We start from the raw sequence: 22,242 nt of genomic DNA, 5'->3' as shown, positions 1-22,242 counted from the left end.
TCCGTTCGTCGTCCAGAACCCCTAGGGATCCTCAGCCGGGATGTCGATGAAGGTGTGCCAGGGAGTGACCTTGTCGATGTGCACGACGGCGTCGAACGCCGTCAAGGGACTCACCAGCTGTTTGTACGGGCCCTGCACAGTGCAGTCGATCTCGGCGAACCGGTCGGCGACCGGGCCGTGATCCGGAACCTTGCGCAGGTCGAGCATTGTCAGCGGGTCACCGGTGGTGGCGAGCAGCACGTCCAGACTGTCGGGTTCGGTGAACGGGCCGGTGTCCTCGAAGAACACCTCGGTGTGTCCCGGCCGGCCACCGGGAATCAGGCGGTGCGTGAACATCCGGCCGCCGTTGTAGGTGGTCGCGATGACCACCATCTCGTCGCCGAGCGAGCGGGCCAGGTGTTGACCGAGCACGACTTGGTCCTCGTTGATGATCGGCGGCACGCGGTAGGGCCAGCGTTGCAGATGCCCGTTGGCGGCCCCGATGACGACGCGTGCTTCCCGTTCGAGGATCCATTCGACGTTGTCCGCCATGGCCGCGTCCCGGACGTTCGCGCCGCGGTAGGTGCGTTCCGCGCCCGTGGCCATGTTGGCCAGGAAAGCGTCCGCGTGCCTCGCGGTGACCGCGCACTGCAACGCGATGTCGGCCCGATCTGGGTCGACCGTCGAATAAGGGACGCGCAGAGCCTGCAGCCGTTCGGTCAACTCGCTGATCCGAGCGGTCAGTTCGTATCGATGCGCGACACCGAGGGCCATATACGCCTGCAGCGCGGGCGCGGACCAGGCCAATCCCGTCCGGTCGGTCGGCAGATAGTCGAACAAAGGCAGCAAACGTTCACGGACCGCGGCCGCGTACGCCGGATCCGCGTCGTCCAAGAACGACAACGCGGCCCGAACCCCGGGCAACGCGGACGCACTGGAATCCGGCACATCCATGCCATAGAAATGGATCTTCTCCGCATGCGTGCGATTGTGATCACGCATCCACCGGAGCTGATCCCGCATTTCCGCGCATTTCCCCATGTGATACGTGACTCCGGTGCCGAGCAGATGGTCGAGATCCCCGTCGCCGCCCAGCACCCAGTCGTTCACCGCCCAACCTTCCGGAAACCCGGATTCCATCACGAACGCGGTGAATCCCATCTCGTCGACCAGGAATCGGGTCACCAGGTGGCGGATCTGGTAGAACTCGTGCACCCTGTGCGTGCTCTCGCCGATGGCCACCACCCGGGCGTCGCCGACGATGTCCCGCAACGGCTCCAGGTCGGCGTAGTCGGCGGTCTCCGGGTCGATCGACCGTAGCGGGTCGGTGTTCTCCCTGAGCCAGTTGTCGACGTCCATTCAGGTCCCCTCGTTGTCGCGGGCGGCGCGCGCCCGGCGTAGGTAGTCGATGACCTCGGCGGTGCCACCGGGACCGGACCAGCCGACGCGCCGGTCGAGCTGCGCACCGATCTCGGCCCGGTTGTCCTGCCACAGCGCGCTGATCGCCGTCTCGAACCGCGGGTCGTCGGTGTGGAACGCGGCCGCGATCTTCTGCCATCGCGCCACCAACGCCCGCACCTCGGCGTCCTCGACAGGCGTCCCGTCGAGCACGTGTCGCCGCAGCCTCGTGAACACGTCGACCCAGTCGGCCTTCAACGACTCGGTCGCGTCCCTGCCCAACTCCTCGGCCCGCTCGGCGACGGTCGCCAACTGCGCCTGGGTCAGGTACCGGCCGACGTCCACCGGCATCGGCTCCAAAGTGGCCAGGAACTGTTCCGGCGCCGGCAGTTCGGCCTCGGCCAGCCGGTCGAGCAGGCTCTGGACGCGCTGCGCGGACTCCTTGATCCGGCCGGCCTGGATCTCCAGGTCCGCGAGCTGGGCGGACAGCAGGTCACGCAGCGAGCCGAGATCCTCCGCCCCGTCCCGCAGCACGGCGGCCACTTCCTCCAGCGTCAGCCCCAGCCCGTGCAGGGCCCGCACCCGGTACAGCCGGCGGACGTCCGCCTCGACGTACCGCCGGTGTCCGGACGCGGTCCGTTCGCCCGCCGACACCAGCCCGATCTGGTCGTAGTAGTGCAAGGCGCGCACCGTGACACCGCTGGCCTTGGCCAACTCCCCGATGCTCCACCGACGGTCGCTCACGCCACGACCGTAGAACCTGACGCGGCGTCAGGTTCAACCAGCGCGTCGCCGGGTGACGGTGATGAGGAGCACGCCGGCCAGGATCAAAGCCGCCGCCACATCGAGGAACGGCATGACCGAGACACCCGTCCACGCCATGGCCTCGGGTGTGTCCGGCGCTGGTCCCGGGTTCGGTCCGGGTCCTGGGGGGACCGAGGTGTCCGGGGTGGTGGTGCCGCACCCGGGGTCGGTGGACCCCGGCGGGCAGGTGGGCGGGGTGGTCGGGGTGGTCGTCGGATCCACCACCGGCACGTCGGTCGTGCAGTTCGGCTCACAGGGGCCTGGAACGTCCGACGAGACACCGTTGCGCAGGTGACGGTCGCCCGGATCCGGACTCTTGGTTTTTACACTGTAAAACAACGTCGTCGACGCGCCGACCGGCAGGTTTCCCGTCCACGTCAACTTCGGCGAGGCGAACGAGAACGACCCGGCGATCGGTTTCGCCGAGGCGTCGTTCAGATAGTCGGCGTCGTCCAGCACACCGGACAGGTCGTCGGTCACCTTGACGCCGGTCAGATCCGTCTGGCCGGTGTTGGTCAGCACCACGCTGTACTTGACGGTGTCACCCGGGTTCGCGGTCTGCTTGTCCGCCGACTTCTTGATCGACATCCCGGGCTTGCCGCAGCCGGGCAGGTCGCCGTTGAAGGGGTACGCGTGGAACTCCTGCCCGTTCGACCCGGACGCGCCGTGGGTCAGGCCGCCGGTGGTGAAGAACCGGCCGCCCATCCCGGCCGTCGACACGGTGGTCTGACTGGCCGGATTGCCGACCAGCACGCTGCCCTCGAACTGCGCCGTACCGCCGATGGAGACGTCCGTCGCGTCCGCGAAGTTCCACAGTAGACGGTCCTGGAACGGGACGGTCATCGAGTTCACGCTGATCTTCCGGCTCGCGCCGGTCAGGTTCACCAGCACGGTCGCCCCGGCCGGGATGCCGGTGAACGAAAGGCTTTGCTGCCCGCCGGAGTTGCTCACGAGGTCGAAGTCCACAGTGAACACTTGGAGCTTCGAGGTGCCGTCGCCGGTGAACGTGGTCGCGTACCCCAGGTTCTTCACCGTGCCTGTGGCCGGGCGGTTATCGGCGTAACACTGGCTGGCGTCATGCAAAGCCGGGCTCAGGGACGCGTACGGCTCGGTTGCCTTCGGGTCCTGGACGACCTGCTTCGCGATGATCTCGCCGCTGGTCGTGCCGCCGTACCGGACCACCCCGCCCTGCGCCGAGTCGCCGCGCGCGTCCAGCGCCTGCCCGGCCGCAACAGTCACGTTCCCGCCCGCCACCAACCAGTCGGCGCCGTCGTCCGGCGGCACCCGCGACCCGACCCCGGCCACCCCCACGTTGTAGAGCCGGGACACGCCCTGGGCCTTGTTCTGGTCGAAGTTCCCCAGCACGACCACGCGCCCCTCGGCCTCCGCGGCCGCGTTGCGAACCAGGAAGTCCTTGCCGACGAACACGCTGATGCCGTTGTCCCGGCCCGCGAACGGCCCATTGCCCAGACCGGGGTACGGATCCGGGCACTTGCCAGGCACGCACGGCCCCAGCCCACCCGGCAGCGGGTCGGCCGCGCCCAGCGACCCGGACGCCACAGTCAGCCCGGCGACCAGCAGGGCGACGACGGACTTCCGGTTCGCCAACACGAACCAAGCGTAAGAAGACCTCGATCATCCGACCTGCCGAAACCGACGATCACACCCGATCAGGTATCACCGGCCGAGCAGGCCCGACTCGTAGGCGATGATCACCAACTGGGCCCGGTCGCGGGCGTGCAGTTTGGCGAGCAGCCGGCCGACGTACGTCTTCACGGTGGCCAGCGACAGCCGCAGCCGCTCCGCCAGTTCGGTGTTGGACAGGCCGCGAGCGATGAGCGTCAGCACCTCGCGTTCCCGGTCGGTCAGCACCCGCAGCTCACGGGCCAGCGACGGCGGCTGTTCGGGCTGGCGGGCGAACTCGGCGATCAGCCTGCGGGTGATGCTCGGCCCCAGCAACGCCTCGCCCCGCGCGACCACGTGGATGCCGTGGCACAGCTCGGCCGGCTGGGTGTCCTTGAGCAGGAACCCGACCGCGCCGGCGCGCAACGCCTCGTAGACATGGGCGTCCAGGTCGAACATGGTGAGGATCAGCACGCGGGTGCCCTTGGTCGCCTCCGCGGCGCAGATCTGCCTGGTCGCCTCGATGCCGTCCATCTCCGGCATCCGCACGTCCATCAGCACCACGTCCGGCAGTTTCGCGACCGCCAGGTCAACCGCCTCCTGGCCGGTCGCCGCCTCGCCGACGACCGTCATTCCGGGCTCGTTGTCGATCAGCGCGCGGAAACTGGCCCGCAGCAACGCCTGGTCGTCCGCGATGAGCACCCGGATCGGCTCACTCACGCCGGTCCCCCAAAGCGCAGTGTCGCGGTCACCTTGAACCCGCCGTCCGGGTCCGGTCCCGCGGCGAACTCGCCGTCGTACATCGCCACCCGCTCCTGCATCCCGGTGAGACCGTGGCCCCTCGTGGGAACGCTCGCATGGCGACCGTCGTCGGTCACCTCGATGGACACTATGGCTCGCTCCGCCCGCACGGTGACCCAGCAGCGAGCGGGGGCCGCGTGTTTGATCACGTTCGTCACGGCTTCCTGCACGATCCGATACGCCGCCAGCTGCACGGGCTCCGGCACGTCCCGCGGGTCACCCATGGTCAGCTCGACGTCGACACCCGCCGTGGCCGCTCGCGCGGCCAGCTCGGGCAGACCGTCCAGAGTGGGCGTCGGCGCGAGTTCGACGTCCTGCCGCAGCACGCCGAGCAGCCTACGCATCTCGGTCAGCGCCTCCCGGCTGGTCGCCTCGATGACGCGCAACGCGTCGCGGGCCTCCTCCGGCCGGTCTTTCGCGATGTGGTTCGCGATGCCCGCCTTGACCGCGATCAACCCCATCCCGTGCGTCACCACGTCGTGCAGTTCGCGGGCGATCCGCAGCCGCTCGTCGACCAGAACCTGGTGCTCACGCTGCCGTTCCAGCCGATTCGCCAGCTCGTCACGGTCACTCGCGCTACGTCCCCAACGCCACGCGCACGCCAGCAGCGGCACGCCGAACGCGTACCACCATGCCTCGCCGGGCCGGAGCAGCTCGCCCACGCCGAGCGCGACGACCACCACTCCGGCGCAGGTCATCGCCATCTGACGGGACCGCCGCCACGGCGTGGTCAAGGAGTATGTGTACAGCGTAAACACGGTGGCCAGGAACGGATCCCACAGCACACCCAGCAAGGCCGCCGGCAGCGATATCGAAACAGTGACCACAAGAACACTCAAGGGCCACCGGCGGCGCAGCATGAACCCCAGCGTGAGCACACCCGCGACCGCGATCGACGCGACGAGCCGCCAGGACTCGTCCGGCCGGTCCTTGAGCAGATTGCCCGCGACACCGATGTCCACGGCCAGCAGAACGGCGGCGACCAGCACGTCGTCGACGACCTGCCATCGGGTGAAGGACATGCCTCTTACGGTATCCGTGCAGGTCGGCGGGCCGCGTCCGGCCAGGGTGGATCATCCCCAGGTCTGACCGTGCCCGCAGCAAGTGTCCACAGCGGGCTGATCCGCACCGAGGCCCGGACTGACAGCGTCGGTGGCATGGCACGCGATTACTGGTTCCCGGGGCGTTGGGTCGGCGGAACCTCGATGATTCTCGGTCCGTTGCTCCTGCTCACCGGGACACTGCTGCGGTCACCGTTCCACTTCTTCTATCCACAACAGCTCGCCGCGGCCGTCGAGCACCCGGGCCTGCTGACCGCCGCGTACACCTGTTTCCTGGCTGGGAACGTCCTGATGTGGCCGGCCGTGATCACGTTGGCCGGGAAGATCGGTCAGACGAGACCAGCCTGGGCGGGGTGGGCGGGCACCCTGGTGGTCATCGGCCTGTTCGAACGTACGTTCCACGCCGGAGTCGACCAGGCCGCGGTCAACGTGGCACGACACCAGGGCCTGGCGGCGGCGGCGAAGTTCGTCAGCGACTTCTACCCGGACCTGCATCTCTTCAGCTACCTGTCGTTCACGATCATGTTCGGCTGGTACGTCCTGGCGGTCGCGGCGTATCTCAGCCGGGCGATGGGACTCATCCGCTCGCTCGCCCTCGCCGCGATGGGCCTGTTGCCGCTCGGCGTGCTGAAAGGCACCGAAGTGGTCTCCGTCATCGGGACCGTGGGACTGTGCGTCGCGTTCCTGCCGATGGGCGTCCACCTGCTGCGTACGGCGCCACGACCGACACGTCGGTCAGTTCTGCTCGCGCTACCCGTGACTGTGGGTCTCGCGGCGCTCGCCTATGTCAGCACACTCGGTTGAGCGACCCTGAAGTTACGATGAATATCGTACAATGGCGCCATGACCCAGACGAAGGAGCTCCCGCATCCCACCCGGGAGGAGATCCGCATCGAGGCGGTCCTGCACGCCCTGGCCGACCCGGTCCGCCTGCAGTTCGTCCGGGAACTCAACCGGCTCGGCATCCCGGTCGCCTGCGGCGCGATCCCGCTGCCGGTCAACAAGTCCACCCGAACCCACCACATGCGCGTCCTGCGTGAGGCCGGCGTGACCCATGTCCACCCCGAGGGCACCGCACGAATCACCGCGCTGCGCAAGGAAGACCTGGACGCGTTGTACCCGGGAATGCTCGACGGCATCCTCGGCGCCAAACGCTGAGAAGGCTTGTGCCGCGCCGGGGGGCTGACGCGGCACAAGGGGTCTCCTCAGGTCACGGGGCGATGCCGGTGGTGACGTAGACCCAGCCGCCGTAACGGGTCAGGGTGTGGGTCTTGTCGGCGCCCTGCTCGATCGCCTTCCAAGGGTGGCGGTTGACCAGCATGTCCGGCTTGCCGCCGAAGGGGGCGATGACCGGGCCGAGAGCGGGCACCAGACCACGCGGCCACCAGTCCGGCAGGCGGTAGTCCAGGGCCACCCAACGCCCGCCCGACGCGAGCGCCTTGTAGCCGTTCTTCACGACTGTCTCGTAGCCCTCGATCAGGGTCAGCGCGAAGCAGGCGATGATCGCGTTGACGTTCTGCGGGAACTCGAACGTGGTCAGGTCGGCCTGCTGCAGGGTGACGTTCGTCAGCTCGTGCTCGCGGACCCGGTCCTCGGCCAGGTTCAGCATCGAGTCGGTGAAGTCGACCCCGATCACCTTCCCGTTGGGGCCCACCGCCTTCGACAGGTACGGCAGGTTGTGGCCGGTGCCGCAGCCGGCGTCGACCACGGTGTCGCCCGGCTTCAGCGCCAGCTGGTCGATCGCCAGGTGCTTGTAGTGCATGGTCCGCTGGCCGATGATGTACAGCCGGTTGGACATGATGTCGTAGTTCTTGGCGCGCTTGCGGTACAGGTTCACCAGGCGGGTGGTCTCGCCATTGCCGCTCACTGCGGTCTCCTTGGATTTCGGGCCACGCAGCACGTCAAGGACGACGCTCGGGCGGAAGACGGCTTCGGGTGGGGCCAGCAGGTGGTACGTGTCGAGCAGGGCCATCGCCGCGGGCCCCTTGGTGACGGCCGTCTGCACCAGGCGGCCCATGTAACGCCCGACGAGCCGCGCGGGCAGCGGCAGCGGTCCGGGCGCGGCGCCCGGGTACACCAGGTCGGAGTTGGCGGAGAGCATCCACGCGCCGTCCACCCGGCGGGCGATCGGCTTGCGGAGATCGGCCGCCAGGCCGGCCGGGATCCGCCCGGTGTCCCGGGTGCCGGCCGCCTCGAACGCGTCGTCCATGTCGACGGCACAGGTCGACGCCACCGAAATGCCCTGCCCGTAGGCGGGGTTGAAGCAGCCGACCGCGTCGCCGGTGACCACGAACCGGTCCGGCCACCGGCCGAACCGCTCGTAGTGCCTGCGCCTGTTCTCGGTCCGGCCCGAGCCGTACACCTCGGTGAGCGGTTCGGCGTTCCGGATGTGGTCGTAGATCTCGCTGCTGCGCAAGGACTTGGCGAACTCGATCATGCCTTTGTGGTCGAGTGGCGGACGTTCGCCGCCGACCCCGGACACCGAGACCATCCAGCGGTCGCCCTCGATCGGGTTGAGAATGCCCTGCCGCGGAACGTCCGGAGTGGACTGCAGGACGATGCACTTCCAGTCGGCCTCGTGGTCCGGCGGGATGGCGAAGATGCAGGTGGCGTAGGCGCACTGGGCGTCGACGACACTCTCCTCAACCGTGCCGTAGCCCAACTCCTCCAGCCAACTCGCCGACTTGGAGTTGCGTCCGGTCGTGTCCACGACGAAGTCGGCGGCGAAGTTGTACGGCTCGCCCCAGCCCGTCTTGGCGCTGGAATCGCGGTCCCGCAGCTTCACCCCTACGACCGTGTCCCCTTCCGACAGCAGGCTCAACGCCTCGCATTCCTGCCGGATCTCGACGTTCGGCACCTTGATCAGGTGGTTGCGTACCCGCCAGTCGATCAGGTCGCGGGTGCCGGACAACACCACGTGCTTGCTGGCGAACCGTTCCATCCAGCCGCCCGGGATCATCGCCAGCATGTCCTTGGGCATCCGGACGTCGACGATGCCCTGCTCCCGGAAGTCCGCCAGCAGACCGGGGAACAGTCGATCCAGGGCGCGCTGGCCGGCGCCCAGTAAATTGTGTGTGTGCCGGGCTTGCGGCACGCCACGGCGCCAGTGCGGACCGTCGGGGTAGAGGTCGCGCTCGATCACTGTCACTTTGGCCATGTGCCGGGCGAGCGCGGCCGCCACGCACATTCCCGCGATGCCGCCGCCGAGAACCACGGCGTGGAGGCTGTTTTTGGGGTCCGGCATCTGAATTCCTCCTTCAGGCCGACGGGGTGTAGGGGGATGCTGTGTGAGGTGACTCCGCAGCCCACTTGGCGAGCTGCCGGGACGCCGCCGCGAACCACAGGTGGGCACTGCGGTGGACGTTGATCGAGTGCGCGGCGTCCGGGACGACGAAGAGCTCGACGTCCGGCGCGCCCGGGTAGTAGTCACGTTCCTTCTCGGCGCCGACGAAAAGCTTGTCCTGGGCGCCGACCACCAGCAGCACGGGCACGTCCACGGCAGCCGCGTAGTCCTGCCGGTAGATCTCGTCCACGGTCGCGCCCTCACCGATGGTCACGGTGGACTTGGTGGCCTCGTGGTACTCGGCCGCCGGCTCGTCCACCCCGCCCTCGGCCTCGTAGATCACGCTTCGCTTGCCCGGCTGCGTGGTCAGGTACCCCTCGGGCTCCCCCGCGGCCGGCTGCAGCGACTGCACGGCGTCCGGGTACAGCGGGCCGAGGGTGTGCGACAGGCCGGTCAGAATGAGACTGTTGAAGTCGCGGTACTGGGCCGCGCCGATGATGGCGATGCCCGTGCCGAGCGAATGCCCGACCGCGATCACCTGGGAGAACGGGCGGATGCCGGGAATGCCGGCCCGCAGCGCCTGGACGAGCTCATGCAGGGTGTCCACATTGGCCTGCACGGTGACCTGGTCGGCTGGCGGGCGGCCACTGTGCCCGGTGCCGATCCGGTCAAGTGCGAGCACGGCGTGCCCGTCGTCGACCATGTGCCGTACGTAGTCGCTCGTGCCCGGCACACGCCAGTACCGCCGGTCGTAGGTCAAGCCGGACAACAACACCTGCACGGTGTCCGGCTGCTCACCGGACGGCAGGTACAGCTCGCCTGCGAGCTGCCAGGGTCCGCCGCGACCGTCAGGGCCGGTCACGTCCAGGCGGATGGGGACACTGTCCATCGGTTACACCTTCTTTTGCTTCAACTGACGGTGACTTGCGGTTCGCCGGACACGACGCCTTCGTCCTGCATCCGCTCGGCGATCTTCATCGCCTCCTCGATCAGGGTCTCCACGATCTGGTGCTCCGGCACGGTCTTGATCACCTCGCCCTTGACGAAGATCTGGCCCTTGCCGTTGCCGGACGCCACCCCCAGATCCGCCTCCCTGGCCTCGCCGGGACCGTTGACCACGCAGCCCATCACGGCCACCCGCAGCGGGACCTCCATCCCGTCCAGGCCGGTCATCACTTCCTCGGCCAGCCGGTAGACGTCCACCTGCGCCCGGCCGCACGACGGGCAGGACACGATCTCCAGCCGCCGTTCCCGCAGGCCCAACGACTCCAGGATCTGGGTGCCCACCTTGACTTCCTCGACCGGCGGCGCGGACAGCGACACCCGGATGGTGTCGCCGATCCCCTCGGCCAGCAGCGCGCCGAACGCCACCGCGGACTTGATCGTGCCCTGGAACGCCGGGCCGGCTTCAGTGACGCCGAGGTGCAGCGGGTAGTCGCACTGCGCGGCCAACTGCCGGTACGCGTTGACCATCACGACCGGGTCGTGGTGCTTCACCGAGATCTTGATGTCGGAGAAACCGTGCTCCTCGAACAACGAGCACTCCCACAACGCCGACTCGACCAACGCCTCCGGGGTTGCCTTGCCGTACTTGGCCAGCAGGCGCGGATCAAGTGAACCAGCGTTAACCCCGATCCGGATCGGGGTGCCGTGGTCCTTGGCCGCGGCCGCGATCTCGCGAACCTTGTCGTCGAACTTCTTGATGTTGCCCGGGTTCACCCGCACGGCCGCGCAGCCGGCCTCGATCGCGGCGAACACGTACTTCGGCTGGAAGTGGATGTCGGCGATCACCGGGATCTGCGACTTACGCGCGATCGCCGGCAGCGCTTCGGCGTCGTCCTGGGACGGGACCGCGACCCGGACGATCTGGCAGCCCGACGCGGTCAGCTCCGCGATCTGCTGCAGTGTCTTGTCGACGTCCGCGGTGAGCGTCGTGGTCATCGACTGGACCGAGACCGGCGCGTCGCCGCCGACCGGCACGTCCCGCACCATCAGCTGACGGGACCGGCGCCGCGGCGACAGCGATGTCGCGGCCGGGGTGGGAGTTCCCAAGTTGATAGCTGTCATCCCAGAACTTCCTTCTCCAGCATGGCGTCCAGTGACCCTTGGACCGCGTGCGCGGTGACCGCCTCGGCGATCTGGTCGGCGATCCGACCGGCGGTCAGCCCGCATTCGTCGAGCAGCTCCGCGCGGGAGCCGTGCGCCAGGAACCGCGTGGGCACGCCGAGAACCCGCAGCTCGGCGGGCACGACCCCGGCGTCGCGCATGCTCGCGGCAGTGGCCTCACCGATGCCGCCCGCCCGGATCCCGTCCTCCACGGTCACCACCACGTCGAACCGCTCGGCGAGTTCGACGAGCGCCGGGTTGACCGGCTTGACCCAGCCCGGATCGACCACAGTGCAGGCGATGCCACGCGCCTCCAGCTGCATCGCCGCGTCCAGGCACGGCCCGGCCATCGCGCCGACCGCGATCACCAGCGCGTCATCGCCTTGCGCCACAAGCACATCGACCGGGTCGTTCGAACCCTCAGCGACGATCCGGTCGACCGCGTGGATGTCAGCGCCGAGCGTGCCCTTCGGGAACCGCAGCATCGTCGGCCCGTTCTCGACGTCCAACGCCTCGGTCAGCAGCCGGTTCAGCGTCACCCGGTCGCGCGGTGCCGCGATGCGCATCCCCGGGATGGCCTGGAACACCGCGAGATCCCACACACCGTTGTGGGACGACCCGTCGTCACCGGTGATCCCGGCGCGGTCGAGCACGAACGTCATCGCCAGCCGGTGCAGCGCCACGTCCATCAGGACCTGGTCGAAAGCCCGGTTGAGGAAGGTCGCGTACACGCAGAAGACCGGGTGCAGGCCGCCCATGGCCATGCCGGCGGCCGACGTGACCGCGTGCTGCTCGGCCATCCCGACGTCGACCACCCGGTCCGGGAACTTGTCCTGCAACGGTTGCAGGCCGGTGGGTTCGAGCATCGCCGCGGTCAGCGCGACCAACTTCGGCCGTTCACTCGCCGCGGCAAGCAGTTCCTCGCCGAACACACTTGTCCAACTTGGACCGGAGCTCTTGGCGGACGACGCCCGCACGGCGTGGAAGCAGTCCCGCTCGTCCTGCTCGGCCGGCTCGTGGCCGCGGCCCTTCTGCGTAACGCAGTGCACCACCACGGTTTCACCACGATCCCGGGCATCGTGCAGCGCCGCTTCCACCGCGACGCGGTCGTGACCGTCGACCGGTCCGATGTACGACAGGCCGACGTTCTCGTACATCGACAGCGCGGCTTCGCTTCGACGCAGGTCCCGCAGGTGGTCCGCGAGGCCACCGATGGTCGGCGCGTAGGAACGGCCGTTGTCGTTCACGACCACGATCAGCGGGCGGTCCGGTTCGACCGCGATGTTGTTGATCGCCTCCCACGTCATACCGCCGGTCAGCGCGCCGTCACCGATGACCGCGACCACGTGGGCTTGCTTGTCGCTCAACTGGTTCGCCCGCGCGAGTCCGTCCGCATAGGACAGTGCGGTGGACGCGTGCGAGTTCTCCACCAGGTCGTGCTCGGACTCCTGCCGGCTGGGATAGCCGGACAGTCCGCCTTTGCGGCGCAGGCCGTCGAAGTCCCCGGCCCGGCCGGTGAGCATCTTGTGCACGTACGTCTGGTGCCCGGTGTCCCACACAATGCTGTCGTGCGGCGAGTCGAACACGCGGTGCAGCGCGATCGTCAGCTCGACCACGCCGAGGTTGGGGCCGAGGTGGCCGCCGTTGCGGGACACGTCCACCACGAGCCGGTCACGGATCTCCGCGGCGAGCGCGTCCAGGTCCGGGCCGCTGAGGCCACGCAGGTCGGCGGGCCGCTGGATCTCGTCGAGCATCTCATCCCCCGATCTGGGCCGGTTGCTTTTGTTGGAACACCACGTCCGCCTCGGGCGCGAGCCCCAGCTGCGGCCCGGTCACCAGCTGGGCGGTGGTGACCAGCACGTTGTAGTGGTTGGGGAAGTGGCACGAGTCGAAGCCCAGCACGGTGCCCACCAGCTGCCCGCCGATCCACAGCTCGTCGCCGCGGTCGATCACCCCGGCCCGGTCCACCTCCACGAAGCCCAGGAACCCCACCCGGTCGATCCGGGCGCCCGCCTCGTCGTCGGTCTGGTCGGTGGTGACGAGCTCGTGCACCTCGCCCTGCCGGACGCACCTGCTCGCGAACTCCTCCATCCGCATGCCGCGGTCGACCCGGCTGTGCGTCAGCACTTTGACCAGGGTGCCGCGCACGGCCCGCTTCCCGCCGTCCTCGTTCAGGTTCATCGCGCCACGCTCACTTCCCTGCGGTACACCGCGTCCACGAGTTCCAACGCGGCCAGCCCGTCGGCGGACGAGTCGCAGGTGGCCGACAGGATCTGGTTGAAGTGGTCCAGGACGCCGACGTACTCGTGCACCAGCGACTCCTTGAAGTCGGGGTAGCCGGCGAGCATGTCGGCCCGCAGCCGGGTGCCGTCGGCGAGTTCCACGCTGACGTCCTTGACCTCACCGGGATAACTCCAGTCGAGCTCGACCTCCACCGCGGCCCCGCTGTTGGCCCGCAGGAAGACCCGGGCGCTGCGGTCCACACCGTCCGCGTCCCGCAAGACCTGCGCGTCCTGCAACGTGACGTCACCGAGGAACAGCCGCACGAGGTCGAACGCGTTGGGACCGTTGTCCGCGACGCATCCGCCGCCGCAGCGCGCGGGATCCAGGTACCAGCGGTCCGCGCCGGCGTGCTCCTCGATCTGTTCCAGGTACCGGACGGTCAACGAGGTCACCGGCTGGTCGGACGGCAGGGAGTTGAGCAGCGTCAGGACGTTCGAGTTGTACCGGCGGTGGAACGAGGTGAACAACGGCACACCGCGCCGGGCGGCCAACTCCACCAGCTCACGACCTTCGTCCAGGTCGATCGCCAGGGGTTTCTCGACGCAGACCGCGAGTCCGGCCTCGATGATGTCCCGGCACACCGGCACGTGCACGTCGTTGGGGACGTTCACCACGACCGCGTCAAGCACGGCGTGTTCCAGCATCTCCTGGTGCGACCGGTAGCACTCGACCTTGCCGCTGAACGGTTCCAGGGCCTCCTGCCGCAGGTCGCAGACGGCCGCCAGGTTCAACGACGGCAGTTCGCCGAACGCCTGCACGTAGAACTTGGAGATCACGCCGAGGCCGACGATTCCGATGTGGGTCTGCGTCACTGCACGCCTCCGGTGCGAGGAAGGTCAAGACCGCGCTGCGCGGCCAGGTCACGGAGTTCCCGGTATCGCTCGACCGGCAGGTCCACCCCGTCCGCCGCGGACCGCGCGGCCTGCTCGGCCTCGTGCCAGCCGGGGTAGCTGACCGCCCGGTCCTCGTCCTGCCGCGGGCAGTCCAGCAACGTGCTGAACATGCCGTCCGCCTGGTCCAGGAAGTCGCCGATCGGCCGGAGCGCGCCGGGCGCCACGACCAGCGCGACGAACCCGATGTCGTCGTCGCTGCCGGTCGGCCCGCCGTCGCCGGTCAACGCGGCCGGCTCCGGACCGAGACCCGCGCCGGGCACCAGCGCCGCGAGCACCTCGACGAGCAACCCGAGCCCGTAACCCTTGTACGCGCCGGTCGCCGGGTCGCCGCCGAGCCACCGCAGGTAGCCCTCCCTGCGGTCGAGTGCGCCGGGATCGGTGACCGCGCGGCCGTCGGCGTCCTCCAGCCAACCCTCCGGAATGGCTTGTCCGGCGCGGTGTGCCGCCCGGATCCGTCCAGTGGGGACGACGGTCGTGCTCATGTCGAGGACGTACGGATGGTGCCTGCCCGTGGGAGACGCGACGCTGAGCGGATTCGTGCCGAGGACCGCCGGCCGTCCGCCCGGTGCGCGGGCAATGCGCTGTCGCCCACAGTTCGACGCGAGCAGTGAGACGAAGTGCCGCTGCGCCAACCGTCCAGTGTGGAATCCGGCGCAGCCGAAGTGCGTGGCGTTGCGCACGGACACCATGGCGATCCCGGTTTCCCTGGCGCGGTTCGCGGCTAGGTCCAGCGCGTCCGTGGCCGACCACAGGCCCAACGCCCGCTTGCCGTCGAGCAGCACGGCGGCGCCGGTGTCGGCCAGGACCTCCGGGGTCGCGGCCGGGTCGATCCGGCCCTCGTCGATGGCGGGCAGGTACAGCCGGGTCAGATTGGCCGTGCCGTGCGACGCCATTCCGGCGAGATCGCCGTAGCACAACGCCTCGGCGGCGATGTGCGCCCGTTCGGTCGGGACACCACGGTCCGCGAACACCGCCGCGGCGAACGTCACAAGGTCCCTGTGCGCCATCCGCACAGTCGTGACGCTGTCTGTAAGGTCCGTCACCGCGCCCTCCCCTCCAGTGGTCGGTTTGCTTTCTGATGTGCGAAATGCCGGAGGATCTTGGCGACCGCGGCGGCGAACTCCGCCAGCTCGGCCTCCTCGGCGTACTCCCCTTCGGCGTGCGCGTGGTTGCGGTCGAGCTGTCCCGGCCCGAGGACCGCCGTGTACGCGCCGGGCAGGCCGGCCATCCACAGGGCGTCACAGGTGAACGCGGGCTCGTCATCCGGCCACCGGGTCAGCCCGACGTCCAGCAGGTCCGTGTCCTCGCCGGGCGCGAGCGCGGGCAGACCACGCTTGTGCCATTCGACTTTGGTGATCGCCTGAGCGTCCGCGGCCGTCCGGGCCAGATCCCGGTGGTCGCGGTGGCAGGCGGTGAACTCGCGCAGCGCGGACTCGACCTCGGACTCCAGCACCTTGGCCAGCCGCTCGCCGGTCTCCTGCCGGCCGTACGACAGGTTCAGCATCAACCGGCCGGTGCCGTAGACACGGTTGTGCAAGTGTCCGGTGTGGATACCGGCGACACAGACCCGGCCGTCGACGGCGTGCTCGGGAAGAGTATCGGCGAGGCGTTGGCTGATGTGTCCAAGAAGGACGGTCGCGTTGTGACCAGCGTCGGGGTTGTCGTCGATCGCGTCCTCGCCGTCCACCCGCACACACGCGGTCATCGCCGCAGTGCACCTGGTCAGCAGGCGCATCCCGGTAGGCTCGCAGAAGATGTTGAGCCGGCCGTAGTATCCCTGGCGCACCAGCGGGCGGGTGCCGAAGACACCCATGGCGCCGCCCTCTTCGCCGGCCACCGCCTGGATCAGGATCCTGGTGTCGTCCCGCAACGACGGCTCGGCGACCAACGCGGCACGGATGCCAGCCAGCAGCGCGACCGCAGGGCCTTTCGCGTCGATCGCGCCCCGGCCGTGGAAGACCATGCCGTCGTAGCCGACTGCCTCCAGCCCTGCCACCGTGTCCAGGTGGACGTTGAACATGACCGTGTCCGCCTGCGGCAGGTCCGGCCCGAGCTGAAGCACCAGACTGGGTTGGTCGGCGAGAAACGCGGGATCGTCCGCGGCGGCGAGGCGAACCGACAGCGGAACGTGTTCGCCGACAAGCGTTTCCGGTCCTGGCGCCGCGTGTTGTACGACGGTGAAACCCACCTTGGCCGCGGCTTCGGCGTACGCCCGCTGCGCCGCCCATAACTCGGGACGGGCACCCTCCAGCGGGCCGGCGGTGGGCAGTTCCAGCAAGTGCAGCAACAGGTTCCGGTCGGACTGGGTCAGCACGGAACCCCCTGCGACCCGACGACAAGGCGTTCCATCGCGCGGCCGTACTCGACGAATCTCGTCACCCCGTCCGGACTGGCGTCCGAGCGCCCTTCGTGCGGACGGACTTGCAGGTGCGGCTCCATCGTCCAAGTGCCCGTGTATCCGGCGTCCAGCAACATCCGCACACAGTCCGAGACCCTGCAGATGCCTTCGCCGGGCAACGTGTAGACGACCTCGTCGCCGTCCTTGCGGGCGTCCTTCACGTGGACGTGCTCAACCCACGGTAGCAACGGACCGAGCATCTCGTACGCCTCGTAGCCGTACGCGACGCCGTTGCCGATGTCGAACAACAGGCGCAGCGCGGGGCTGTCGACCTCTTCGATCAGCCGCCGGGCCTTGTACGGATCCGTTCCCGCCCAGCCCGCGCAGTTCTCGTGCAGCAGCACCAGTCCCGCGGCTTCGGCGCGTTCGGCCAGCATCCGCAGCCGCAGCCGGACCTGCGCGCCCCACTCGACGTCGTCCATCCCGTCGTTCGGGTACGACATCACCCGGACATAGCGGGTATCCAGTGCGGCACAACGCTTTGCCAGCCGGTCCAGTTCGATCAGGTCGAGCGCGAAGTCGCCGGTGATCGGCCGCGCCCAGTTGGCGATCTGCGAGTCGACGCACACCACGCGCAGGCCCACCCGGTCGAGCGTGGCCGCGACCTCGTCGAACGCGGTGTCGCTGAGCTCGGCCAACGGCGTGCCGTCCACGTTGCGCAGTTCGATCGTGGACCAGCCGAGCTGCCGGTGCGCCTCGATCTGTTCGGCGAGCGACCGGCCGGCCTCGTCCCCGATGCCGGCGAAGGTGAACGCGCGGTCAGCCGACACTGGCCGCCTCCGTCCCGGTCAGGCACAGGTCCTTGGCCTCGGCGATGAGTTCGACCACCTGGCAGCCGATCGCCAGCTCCGACCGGAAGTCGTCGCCCAGCAGGAAACCCCGGTACGTGTCGCCGACGTACGCCGTCAGCGCGTCGTCCGGGAAGACCTCCCGGGTCGGCGGCCGTCCCTCACCGGCGACGTGCAGGTGCGCGTAGTGGTCGTCCTCGCTGCCCGGGTAGTGGCCGATCACGTGGCCGCCGTCGAAGTCCAGCTCGATCCGGCGTTCCCGGACCGGCGACTCGAGGTCCGAGACGATCCGGGTGGTCGCGCTGTCGTGCTGGAGCATCAGCTCGGCCGAGCCCATGTTGGGGATCACGACCGAGCCGATGGTCATGTCGGACAGGCGCGCGTCGACCAGCCGCGCCGGGCCGGCCAGCCGGAGGCACACGCCGAGCGAGTGCGGCGGCTCGATGTCGAACGCGGTCGGATGCCCGGCGGTCGCCAGCGACCGGTTCAGCCGCGGCTTGCTCTGGTGGATCTCGATGCTGCGCAAGGCACCTAGGGCCTGTATCGAGGTCCCCGTTCGATGAGAGTCGGGATCGGTGCGGTTCCTGGCGTCGCCGCCGGTACGCCGCGAATACTGGTTGTCTTTGGGTGTGCCGGCGGTGGCGTCAGGGACCGCATCCGGCCCGGCTATCGCGGACGGGGACCTCGATACAGGCCCTGGATCCCGTTTGGCCACCAGGTCGGACAGCCGGGCGGTGAGCGCGCTGGCCAGCCAGGGCGCCACCACGGCGAGCTTCAACGCCTCGGCGTCGGCCAGGTTCAGGATGGCCGCCAGCGTCGCCCGGTCGGTGGTGATCGGCTTCTCCATGATGATGTTCCGGAAGCCGAGCTCGGCCAGTTCCCGCAGCAGCTCCAGCCGGACGATCGGCGGCGTGCACACGTGCACCACGGTCCTGGCCGGGTCCAGCAGCCGCGCGGCCTCGGCGAGGGACGCGGTGACACGCACGTCCGGCCCGACCGAAAGGGCGTGCGCCCGCGGATCGACCGCGATGACCGGCGCCGGGTCGAACACGACGTCCTCTTCCCACGCCGGCCGGAGCTTGCGCAGCACGGTCAGGTGCAGGCCGGCACCGGCCCGCCCCAGTCCGATGATCAATGTGCGCAGCACGTCAGTTCGACTCCTTTGACTCCGGTGCGCCGACCGCGGCGGACGGCAGCCCGAAGGTGATGTCCGCCTCCGAGCCGGTGGTCTCCACCTGGATCCGGTCGAAACCGAGCTCGGCCAACCGGTCAAGCAACTGGTCCACCAGGAACTCCGGCGCGCTGGCGCCCGCGCTGACTCCGACCGAGGTGGCACCCGCAAGCCAGCTCTCGTCCAGGTCCGTGATGTCGGGTACGAGGTATGACCGCACCCCCGCGAGCTGCGCGACCTCCACCATCCGCACGGTGTTGCTCGAGTTCGCCGAGCCACAGACCAACACCACGTCCGTGCGCTTGGCGAGCGCCTTCACCCCGTTCTGCCGGTTCTGGCTGGCGAAACAGATGTCGTCGGTCCCTGGGCCGGTCAGGTCGGGGAAACGGGCGGCGATCGCGTCGACGACCTCGCGGGTGTCGTCGATCGACAGCGTGGTCTGCGTGACGTACGTGACCGGCGTGTCCGACGGCAGGTCCAACTGGCGCACCTCGTCCACGGTGGCGACGACATGCGTCCGCTCCGGGGCCTCGCCGTAGGTGCCTTCGACCTCCTCGTGCTCCATGTGGCCGACGAGCAGGACCGTGCGGTCGTCGCGGGCCGCCCGGACCACCTGTTGGTGCACTTTGGACACCAGCGGGCAGGTCGCGTCGATCACCCTGAGATCGCGGGCCTCGGCGGCCTCGCGCACCGCGGGCGCGGTGCCATGCGCGGACAACACGCACACTGACCCGCGTGGGACCTCGTCGGTGGAGCTGACGAAGCGGACATCACGCTGTTCCAGGGCACGGACCACGTGTTGGTTGTGCACGATCTGATTTCGGACATAGATGGGCGGGCCGAACCGCTCCAACGCCACCTCGACAATTTCGATGGCCCGCCGGACACCGGCGCAGAAGCTTCGCGGTTCGGCCAGAACCACTGTTTTCCCGGCAGGACCGGGTTCATTCGCAGAGTCCATCGCATTCCCCGATGAGGTGGGACGGTGTTTTCGGCAAAAACTTCGACAAACCTCGACAAACGCTGTATCCGCGGTCTTCGGCCGACCGGCAAGGCCCCCTCGCTGAACTGACCCAAGGCTCACGTGACCGAACACGGTCCGTCAAGTCCATACCACCGGCCGGACACTGGCCGGAGTGGACAGCCATCCCCGAAGGACCGCGCTGACCAGCGGATATAGGGGTGCAAGTAGGGGGCATGGCTGATGGTTGTCATATCGGTGCCACCGCGCACTCAGGGTATTGCTATTGCCTGACCCGAAAAGCTCCTCATACGTTTCCATCGGACCGCGGCGCACGCCTACCAGGACATTTGGAGGACGACACTTGTGAACTCACCGTCCGCGCCACCCATTCCTTTCTTTACCCAGGCTTCATCTTTCGACCGCCGCTGGCCGCAGATCAGCGGGCACCTCAATGCCCTGTTCGACCGGGGCAAGTACTCGCACGGCCGCCAGGTGGTGGAACTGGAGCGGATGCTGGCCGCCTACACCGGCGCCGAGCACGTGCTGGCGGTCAACAGCGGTACCGACGCGCTGGTCCTGCTGCTGCGCGCGGCCGGCGTGCAGCGCGGCGACGAGGTGGTGGTGCCCGCGTTCAGCTTCGCCGCCACCGCGACCTCGGTCTCGCTCGCCCTGGCCAAGCCGGTGTTCGCCGACATCGACCCGGAAAGCTATTCGCTGGACCCGGATTCGGCCGAGGCCGCGGTCACCGACCGGACCACCGCGATCATGCCCACCCACCTGTTCTGGCAGATGGCCGACATGACCAGGATCGGCCAGGTGGCCGCGCGGCGCGACTTGATCATGGTCGAGGACAGTGCCGAGTCGATCGGCATGCGGTGGGACGGCACGCACGCGGGGCTGTTGGGCAAGGGCGGCGTGCTGTCGTTCTTCCCCACCAAGACCCTCGGCGCGCTCGGTGACGCCGGCGCGATCCTGACCAACGACCCGGACGTGGCCGAACTGGCCGGCATCCTGCGCCACCACGGCCGGATGGGCCGGACCACCGACCACATCGCCGGCATCTCCAACCTGTCCGGCGCGTCCGGCACCAACAGCAAGATGGACGACATCCAGGCGTGTGTCCTGATGGGCAAGTTGCCGCACCTGGACGACGACATCGCCCGCCGGGCCGTGCTCGCCGACGCGTACACCGAGCGCCTGCAAGGCGTTCCCGGTGTGCTGCGGCTGCCGACGCTCGCCAAGCGTGAGGTGCCGGCCGACCCTGTGTACTACGTATACCTCATCGAGGTGGAACGCCGCGACGAGCTGGTCGAACACCTGACGCGGCAAGGCATCGGGACCGAGGTGTACTACCCGACACCGCTGCACCTGCAACCCTGCTTCGCCGATCTGGGCTACCGCCGCGGCGACTTCCCGAACGCCGAGGCCGCGTGCGAGCGCGCCGTCGCGCTGCCGTTCCACCACGACCTCGACGAGGACACCGTCGACCGGGTCTGCGACGTGATCCGCACCTTCTACGCCGGGAGCCGGCCATGACAAGGCTTGTGAAACGCGGGGAGGCGGAACCGTCATGACCACGTTGCCGTTCTTCCCGCCGGACCTGTTCGAGCAGGACCGCGAGGCCCTGCTGGACATCGTGTACCAGCACGGCACCGGGCCGTCGCAGAAGTTCATCCTCGGCGAGCAGACCGCCGCCCTGGAGGAGGCGCTGAAGGCCGACACCGGCGCGCAGCACGTGATCGCGTGCGGCAGCGCCACCGGGGCGTTGGAGCTGTGCGTGCGGGCACTGGGCATCGGGCCGGGCGACGAGGTGATCGTGCCCGCGTTCTGCTGCCAACCGGTGGCCAGCTCGGTCATCAACATCGGGGCGACCCCGGTGTTCGCCGACGTCGACCCGTGGACCATGGTGCTGGACCCGGAGCAGGTGCCGGCGCTGGTCACCGAACGGACCAAGGCGCTGATGCCCGCGCACATCTTCTCGATCATGGCCGAGATGCCGAAGTTCAAGGAACTCGGCAGGCAGTACGGGATCCCGGTGATCGAGGACGCGGCGGTCGCCGAAGGCGCGGTGCTCGACGGCGTCCCCGCCGGCCGGTGGGGCGACCTGGGCGTGTTCTCGTTCTTCCAGGTCAAGGCGTTCGGCACGGCCGGCGAGGGCGGCATGGTCCTCACCGACGACGACCAGCTGGCCACGACCGTCCGGATGCTGCGCAACCACGGACAGGACGGCAAAACCCGCTTCACGCACCACCTGATCGGCCAGAACAGCCGGTTCGACGAGATCCTCGCGTCGTTCCAGCTGCACCGGCTGCCCACGTTCGCGGATCGCTTGGAGCGTCGGGCGAAGATCGCCGACTACTACTCCGAGCGGTTCGCGCCGCTGGCGGACCGCGGCGTGCTGGCCCCGCCCGCAGGCCGAAACGGCCGTTGCTACTACGTCTACTCGCTGCTGGTGAACCGGCGTGAGGACCTGCGCGCGTACCTCAGCGAACGGCAGATCGGCACGCACGTGTACTACCCGGTGCCCCTGCCGTCGCAACCCGCGTTCTCGCCGTGGGCGCCGGAAGGCCAGAGCTGGCCCAACGCCCAGCAGGTGAGCGCGCGCAACCTCGGCATCCCGATCTGGCCACACCTGACCGACCAGAACGTGGAGTTCATCGCGGACTCGGTGTGCGAATTCTTCGAATGAA

20 protein-coding genes are annotated in these 22,242 nt (G+C 68.9%); 4 read left to right on the top strand and 16 right to left on the bottom strand.

Translation table 11 applies throughout. The features are described from left to right. Positions 1 to 21 precede the first annotated feature (21 nt). The 5 genes from EV192_RS21385 to EV192_RS21365 all read right to left on the bottom strand — a co-directional run bounded on the left by EV192_RS21385 (position 22) and on the right by EV192_RS21365 (position 5,627). Positions 22 to 1,338, bottom strand: a complete 1,317-nt coding sequence (locus EV192_RS21385; RefSeq protein WP_132117964.1) for an erythromycin esterase family protein — start codon at positions 1,336 to 1,338, stop codon at positions 22 to 24. Further along, entirely contained in the window at positions 1,339 to 2,121 is a 783-nt protein-coding gene (locus tag EV192_RS21380) for a MerR family transcriptional regulator (protein ID WP_132117962.1), read from the bottom strand. A gap of 33 nt (positions 2,122 to 2,154) precedes the next feature. Beyond that, positions 2,155 to 3,792 carry a choice-of-anchor A family protein gene (locus tag EV192_RS21375; protein ID WP_132117960.1) on the bottom strand — a complete coding sequence of 546 codons (1,638 nt, stop codon included), beginning with the start codon at positions 3,790 to 3,792 and terminating at the stop codon, positions 2,155 to 2,157. A gap of 66 nt (positions 3,793 to 3,858) precedes the next feature. Further along, a complete protein-coding gene (locus EV192_RS21370; RefSeq protein ID WP_132117958.1) occupies positions 3,859 to 4,524 on the bottom strand; it encodes a response regulator in 666 nt (221 codons plus the stop codon). Next, positions 4,521 to 5,627: a sensor histidine kinase gene (locus tag EV192_RS21365; protein ID WP_132117956.1), complete on the bottom strand. Its 1,107-nt coding sequence runs from the start codon at positions 5,625 to 5,627 to the stop codon at positions 4,521 to 4,523. The genes EV192_RS21370 and EV192_RS21365 overlap by 4 nt, the downstream gene beginning before the upstream one ends. A gap of 135 nt (positions 5,628 to 5,762) precedes the next feature. Between EV192_RS21365 and EV192_RS21360 the strand changes: the two genes are divergently transcribed. Beyond that, positions 5,763 to 6,470, top strand: coding sequence for a hypothetical protein (locus EV192_RS21360; RefSeq protein WP_132117954.1), 708 nt, complete (start codon positions 5,763 to 5,765; stop codon positions 6,468 to 6,470). Between the two features lie 39 nt (positions 6,471 to 6,509). Further along, positions 6,510 to 6,824: an ArsR/SmtB family transcription factor gene (locus EV192_RS21355; protein WP_132117952.1), complete on the top strand. Its 315-nt coding sequence runs from the start codon at positions 6,510 to 6,512 to the stop codon at positions 6,822 to 6,824. Between the two features lie 52 nt (positions 6,825 to 6,876). On the opposite strand, the gene EV192_RS21350 is transcribed toward EV192_RS21355, so the two are convergent. Genes EV192_RS21350 through ispH form a run of 11 tightly spaced genes read right to left on the bottom strand, consistent with a single transcriptional unit; the run spans position 6,877 to position 19,549 of the window. After that, positions 6,877 to 8,910: a class I SAM-dependent methyltransferase gene (locus EV192_RS21350; RefSeq protein WP_132117950.1), complete on the bottom strand. Its 2,034-nt coding sequence runs from the start codon at positions 8,908 to 8,910 to the stop codon at positions 6,877 to 6,879. Positions 8,911 to 8,923: 13 nt separating this feature from the next. Continuing rightward, a complete protein-coding gene (locus EV192_RS21345; RefSeq protein ID WP_132117948.1) occupies positions 8,924 to 9,838 on the bottom strand; it encodes an alpha/beta hydrolase in 915 nt (304 codons plus the stop codon). A gap of 20 nt (positions 9,839 to 9,858) precedes the next feature. Next, positions 9,859 to 11,016 (bottom strand): flavodoxin-dependent (E)-4-hydroxy-3-methylbut-2-enyl-diphosphate synthase, encoded by a 1,158-nt coding sequence (ispG, locus tag EV192_RS21340; protein WP_132117946.1) that lies wholly within the window; start codon positions 11,014 to 11,016, stop codon positions 9,859 to 9,861. After that, positions 11,013 to 12,809 carry a 1-deoxy-D-xylulose-5-phosphate synthase gene (locus EV192_RS21335; RefSeq protein ID WP_132117944.1) on the bottom strand — a complete coding sequence of 599 codons (1,797 nt, stop codon included), beginning with the start codon at positions 12,807 to 12,809 and terminating at the stop codon, positions 11,013 to 11,015. Before EV192_RS21335 ends, ispG begins: the two co-directional genes overlap by 4 nt. 1 nt (position 12,810) lies before the next feature. Further along, positions 12,811 to 13,236, bottom strand: a complete 426-nt coding sequence (locus EV192_RS21330) for a DUF6917 domain-containing protein (protein ID WP_132117942.1) — start codon at positions 13,234 to 13,236, stop codon at positions 12,811 to 12,813. Continuing rightward, on the bottom strand, positions 13,233 to 14,150 hold the full coding sequence (locus EV192_RS21325; protein ID WP_132117940.1) for a Gfo/Idh/MocA family protein: 918 nt from the start codon (positions 14,148 to 14,150) through the stop codon (positions 13,233 to 13,235). Before EV192_RS21325 ends, EV192_RS21330 begins: the two co-directional genes overlap by 4 nt. Beyond that, positions 14,147 to 15,274 carry an Ldh family oxidoreductase gene (locus tag EV192_RS21320; RefSeq protein ID WP_243726973.1) on the bottom strand — a complete coding sequence of 376 codons (1,128 nt, stop codon included), beginning with the start codon at positions 15,272 to 15,274 and terminating at the stop codon, positions 14,147 to 14,149. The genes EV192_RS21325 and EV192_RS21320 overlap by 4 nt, the downstream gene beginning before the upstream one ends. Then, entirely contained in the window at positions 15,271 to 16,545 is a 1,275-nt protein-coding gene (locus EV192_RS21315) for a M20/M25/M40 family metallo-hydrolase (RefSeq protein ID WP_341770884.1), read from the bottom strand. Before EV192_RS21315 ends, EV192_RS21320 begins: the two co-directional genes overlap by 4 nt. Beyond that, positions 16,539 to 17,399 (bottom strand): sugar phosphate isomerase/epimerase family protein, encoded by an 861-nt coding sequence (locus EV192_RS21310; RefSeq protein WP_132117938.1) that lies wholly within the window; start codon positions 17,397 to 17,399, stop codon positions 16,539 to 16,541. The genes EV192_RS21315 and EV192_RS21310 overlap by 7 nt, the downstream gene beginning before the upstream one ends. Next, a complete protein-coding gene (locus EV192_RS21305; protein WP_165960526.1) occupies positions 17,389 to 18,564 on the bottom strand; it encodes a Gfo/Idh/MocA family oxidoreductase in 1,176 nt (391 codons plus the stop codon). The genes EV192_RS21310 and EV192_RS21305 overlap by 11 nt, the downstream gene beginning before the upstream one ends. A gap of 1 nt (position 18,565) precedes the next feature. Next, positions 18,566 to 19,549 carry a 4-hydroxy-3-methylbut-2-enyl diphosphate reductase gene (gene ispH / locus EV192_RS21300; RefSeq protein ID WP_132117935.1) on the bottom strand — a complete coding sequence of 328 codons (984 nt, stop codon included), beginning with the start codon at positions 19,547 to 19,549 and terminating at the stop codon, positions 18,566 to 18,568. Between the two features lie 366 nt (positions 19,550 to 19,915). On the opposite strand from ispH, the gene EV192_RS21295 reads away from it, so the two are divergent. Then, positions 19,916 to 21,088 (top strand): DegT/DnrJ/EryC1/StrS family aminotransferase, encoded by a 1,173-nt coding sequence (locus EV192_RS21295; protein ID WP_243726972.1) that lies wholly within the window; start codon positions 19,916 to 19,918, stop codon positions 21,086 to 21,088. Positions 21,089 to 21,122: 34 nt separating this feature from the next. Continuing rightward, on the top strand, positions 21,123 to 22,241 hold the full coding sequence (locus EV192_RS21290) for a DegT/DnrJ/EryC1/StrS family aminotransferase (RefSeq protein ID WP_132117933.1): 1,119 nt from the start codon (positions 21,123 to 21,125) through the stop codon (positions 22,239 to 22,241). Position 22,242 lies beyond the last annotated feature (1 nt).

This window comes from Actinocrispum wychmicini (assembly GCF_004345645.1).
GTDB lineage: Bacteria > Actinomycetota > Actinomycetes > Mycobacteriales > Pseudonocardiaceae > Kibdelosporangium > Kibdelosporangium wychmicini.
Note: the sequence above shows the minus strand (reverse complement) of the source record. Positions and strands in the feature narration are given on the sequence as shown.

Excerpts from the sequence above, each read along its gene's own strand:
- EV192_RS21355 (WP_132117952.1), top strand. The coding sequence starts at position 6,510 with ATGACCCAGACGAAGGAGCTCCCGCATCCCACCCGGGAGGAGATCCGC.
- ispG (WP_132117946.1), bottom strand. The coding sequence starts at position 11,016 with ATGACAGCTATCAACTTGGGAACTCCCACCCCGGCCGCGACATCGCTG.
- EV192_RS21345 (WP_132117948.1), bottom strand. The coding sequence starts at position 9,838 with ATGGACAGTGTCCCCATCCGCCTGGACGTGACCGGCCCTGACGGTCGC.
- EV192_RS21290 (WP_132117933.1), top strand. The coding sequence starts at position 21,123 with ATGACCACGTTGCCGTTCTTCCCGCCGGACCTGTTCGAGCAGGACCGC.
- EV192_RS21365 (WP_132117956.1), bottom strand. The coding sequence starts at position 5,627 with ATGTCCTTCACCCGATGGCAGGTCGTCGACGACGTGCTGGTCGCCGCC.
- EV192_RS21360 (WP_132117954.1), top strand. The coding sequence starts at position 5,763 with ATGGCACGCGATTACTGGTTCCCGGGGCGTTGGGTCGGCGGAACCTCG.
- EV192_RS21335 (WP_132117944.1), bottom strand. The coding sequence starts at position 12,809 with ATGCTCGACGAGATCCAGCGGCCCGCCGACCTGCGTGGCCTCAGCGGC.
- EV192_RS21385 (WP_132117964.1), bottom strand. The coding sequence starts at position 1,338 with ATGGACGTCGACAACTGGCTCAGGGAGAACACCGACCCGCTACGGTCG.
- EV192_RS21350 (WP_132117950.1), bottom strand. The coding sequence starts at position 8,910 with ATGCCGGACCCCAAAAACAGCCTCCACGCCGTGGTTCTCGGCGGCGGC.
- EV192_RS21330 (WP_132117942.1), bottom strand. The coding sequence starts at position 13,236 with ATGAACCTGAACGAGGACGGCGGGAAGCGGGCCGTGCGCGGCACCCTG.
- ispH (WP_132117935.1), bottom strand. The coding sequence starts at position 19,549 with ATGGACTCTGCGAATGAACCCGGTCCTGCCGGGAAAACAGTGGTTCTG.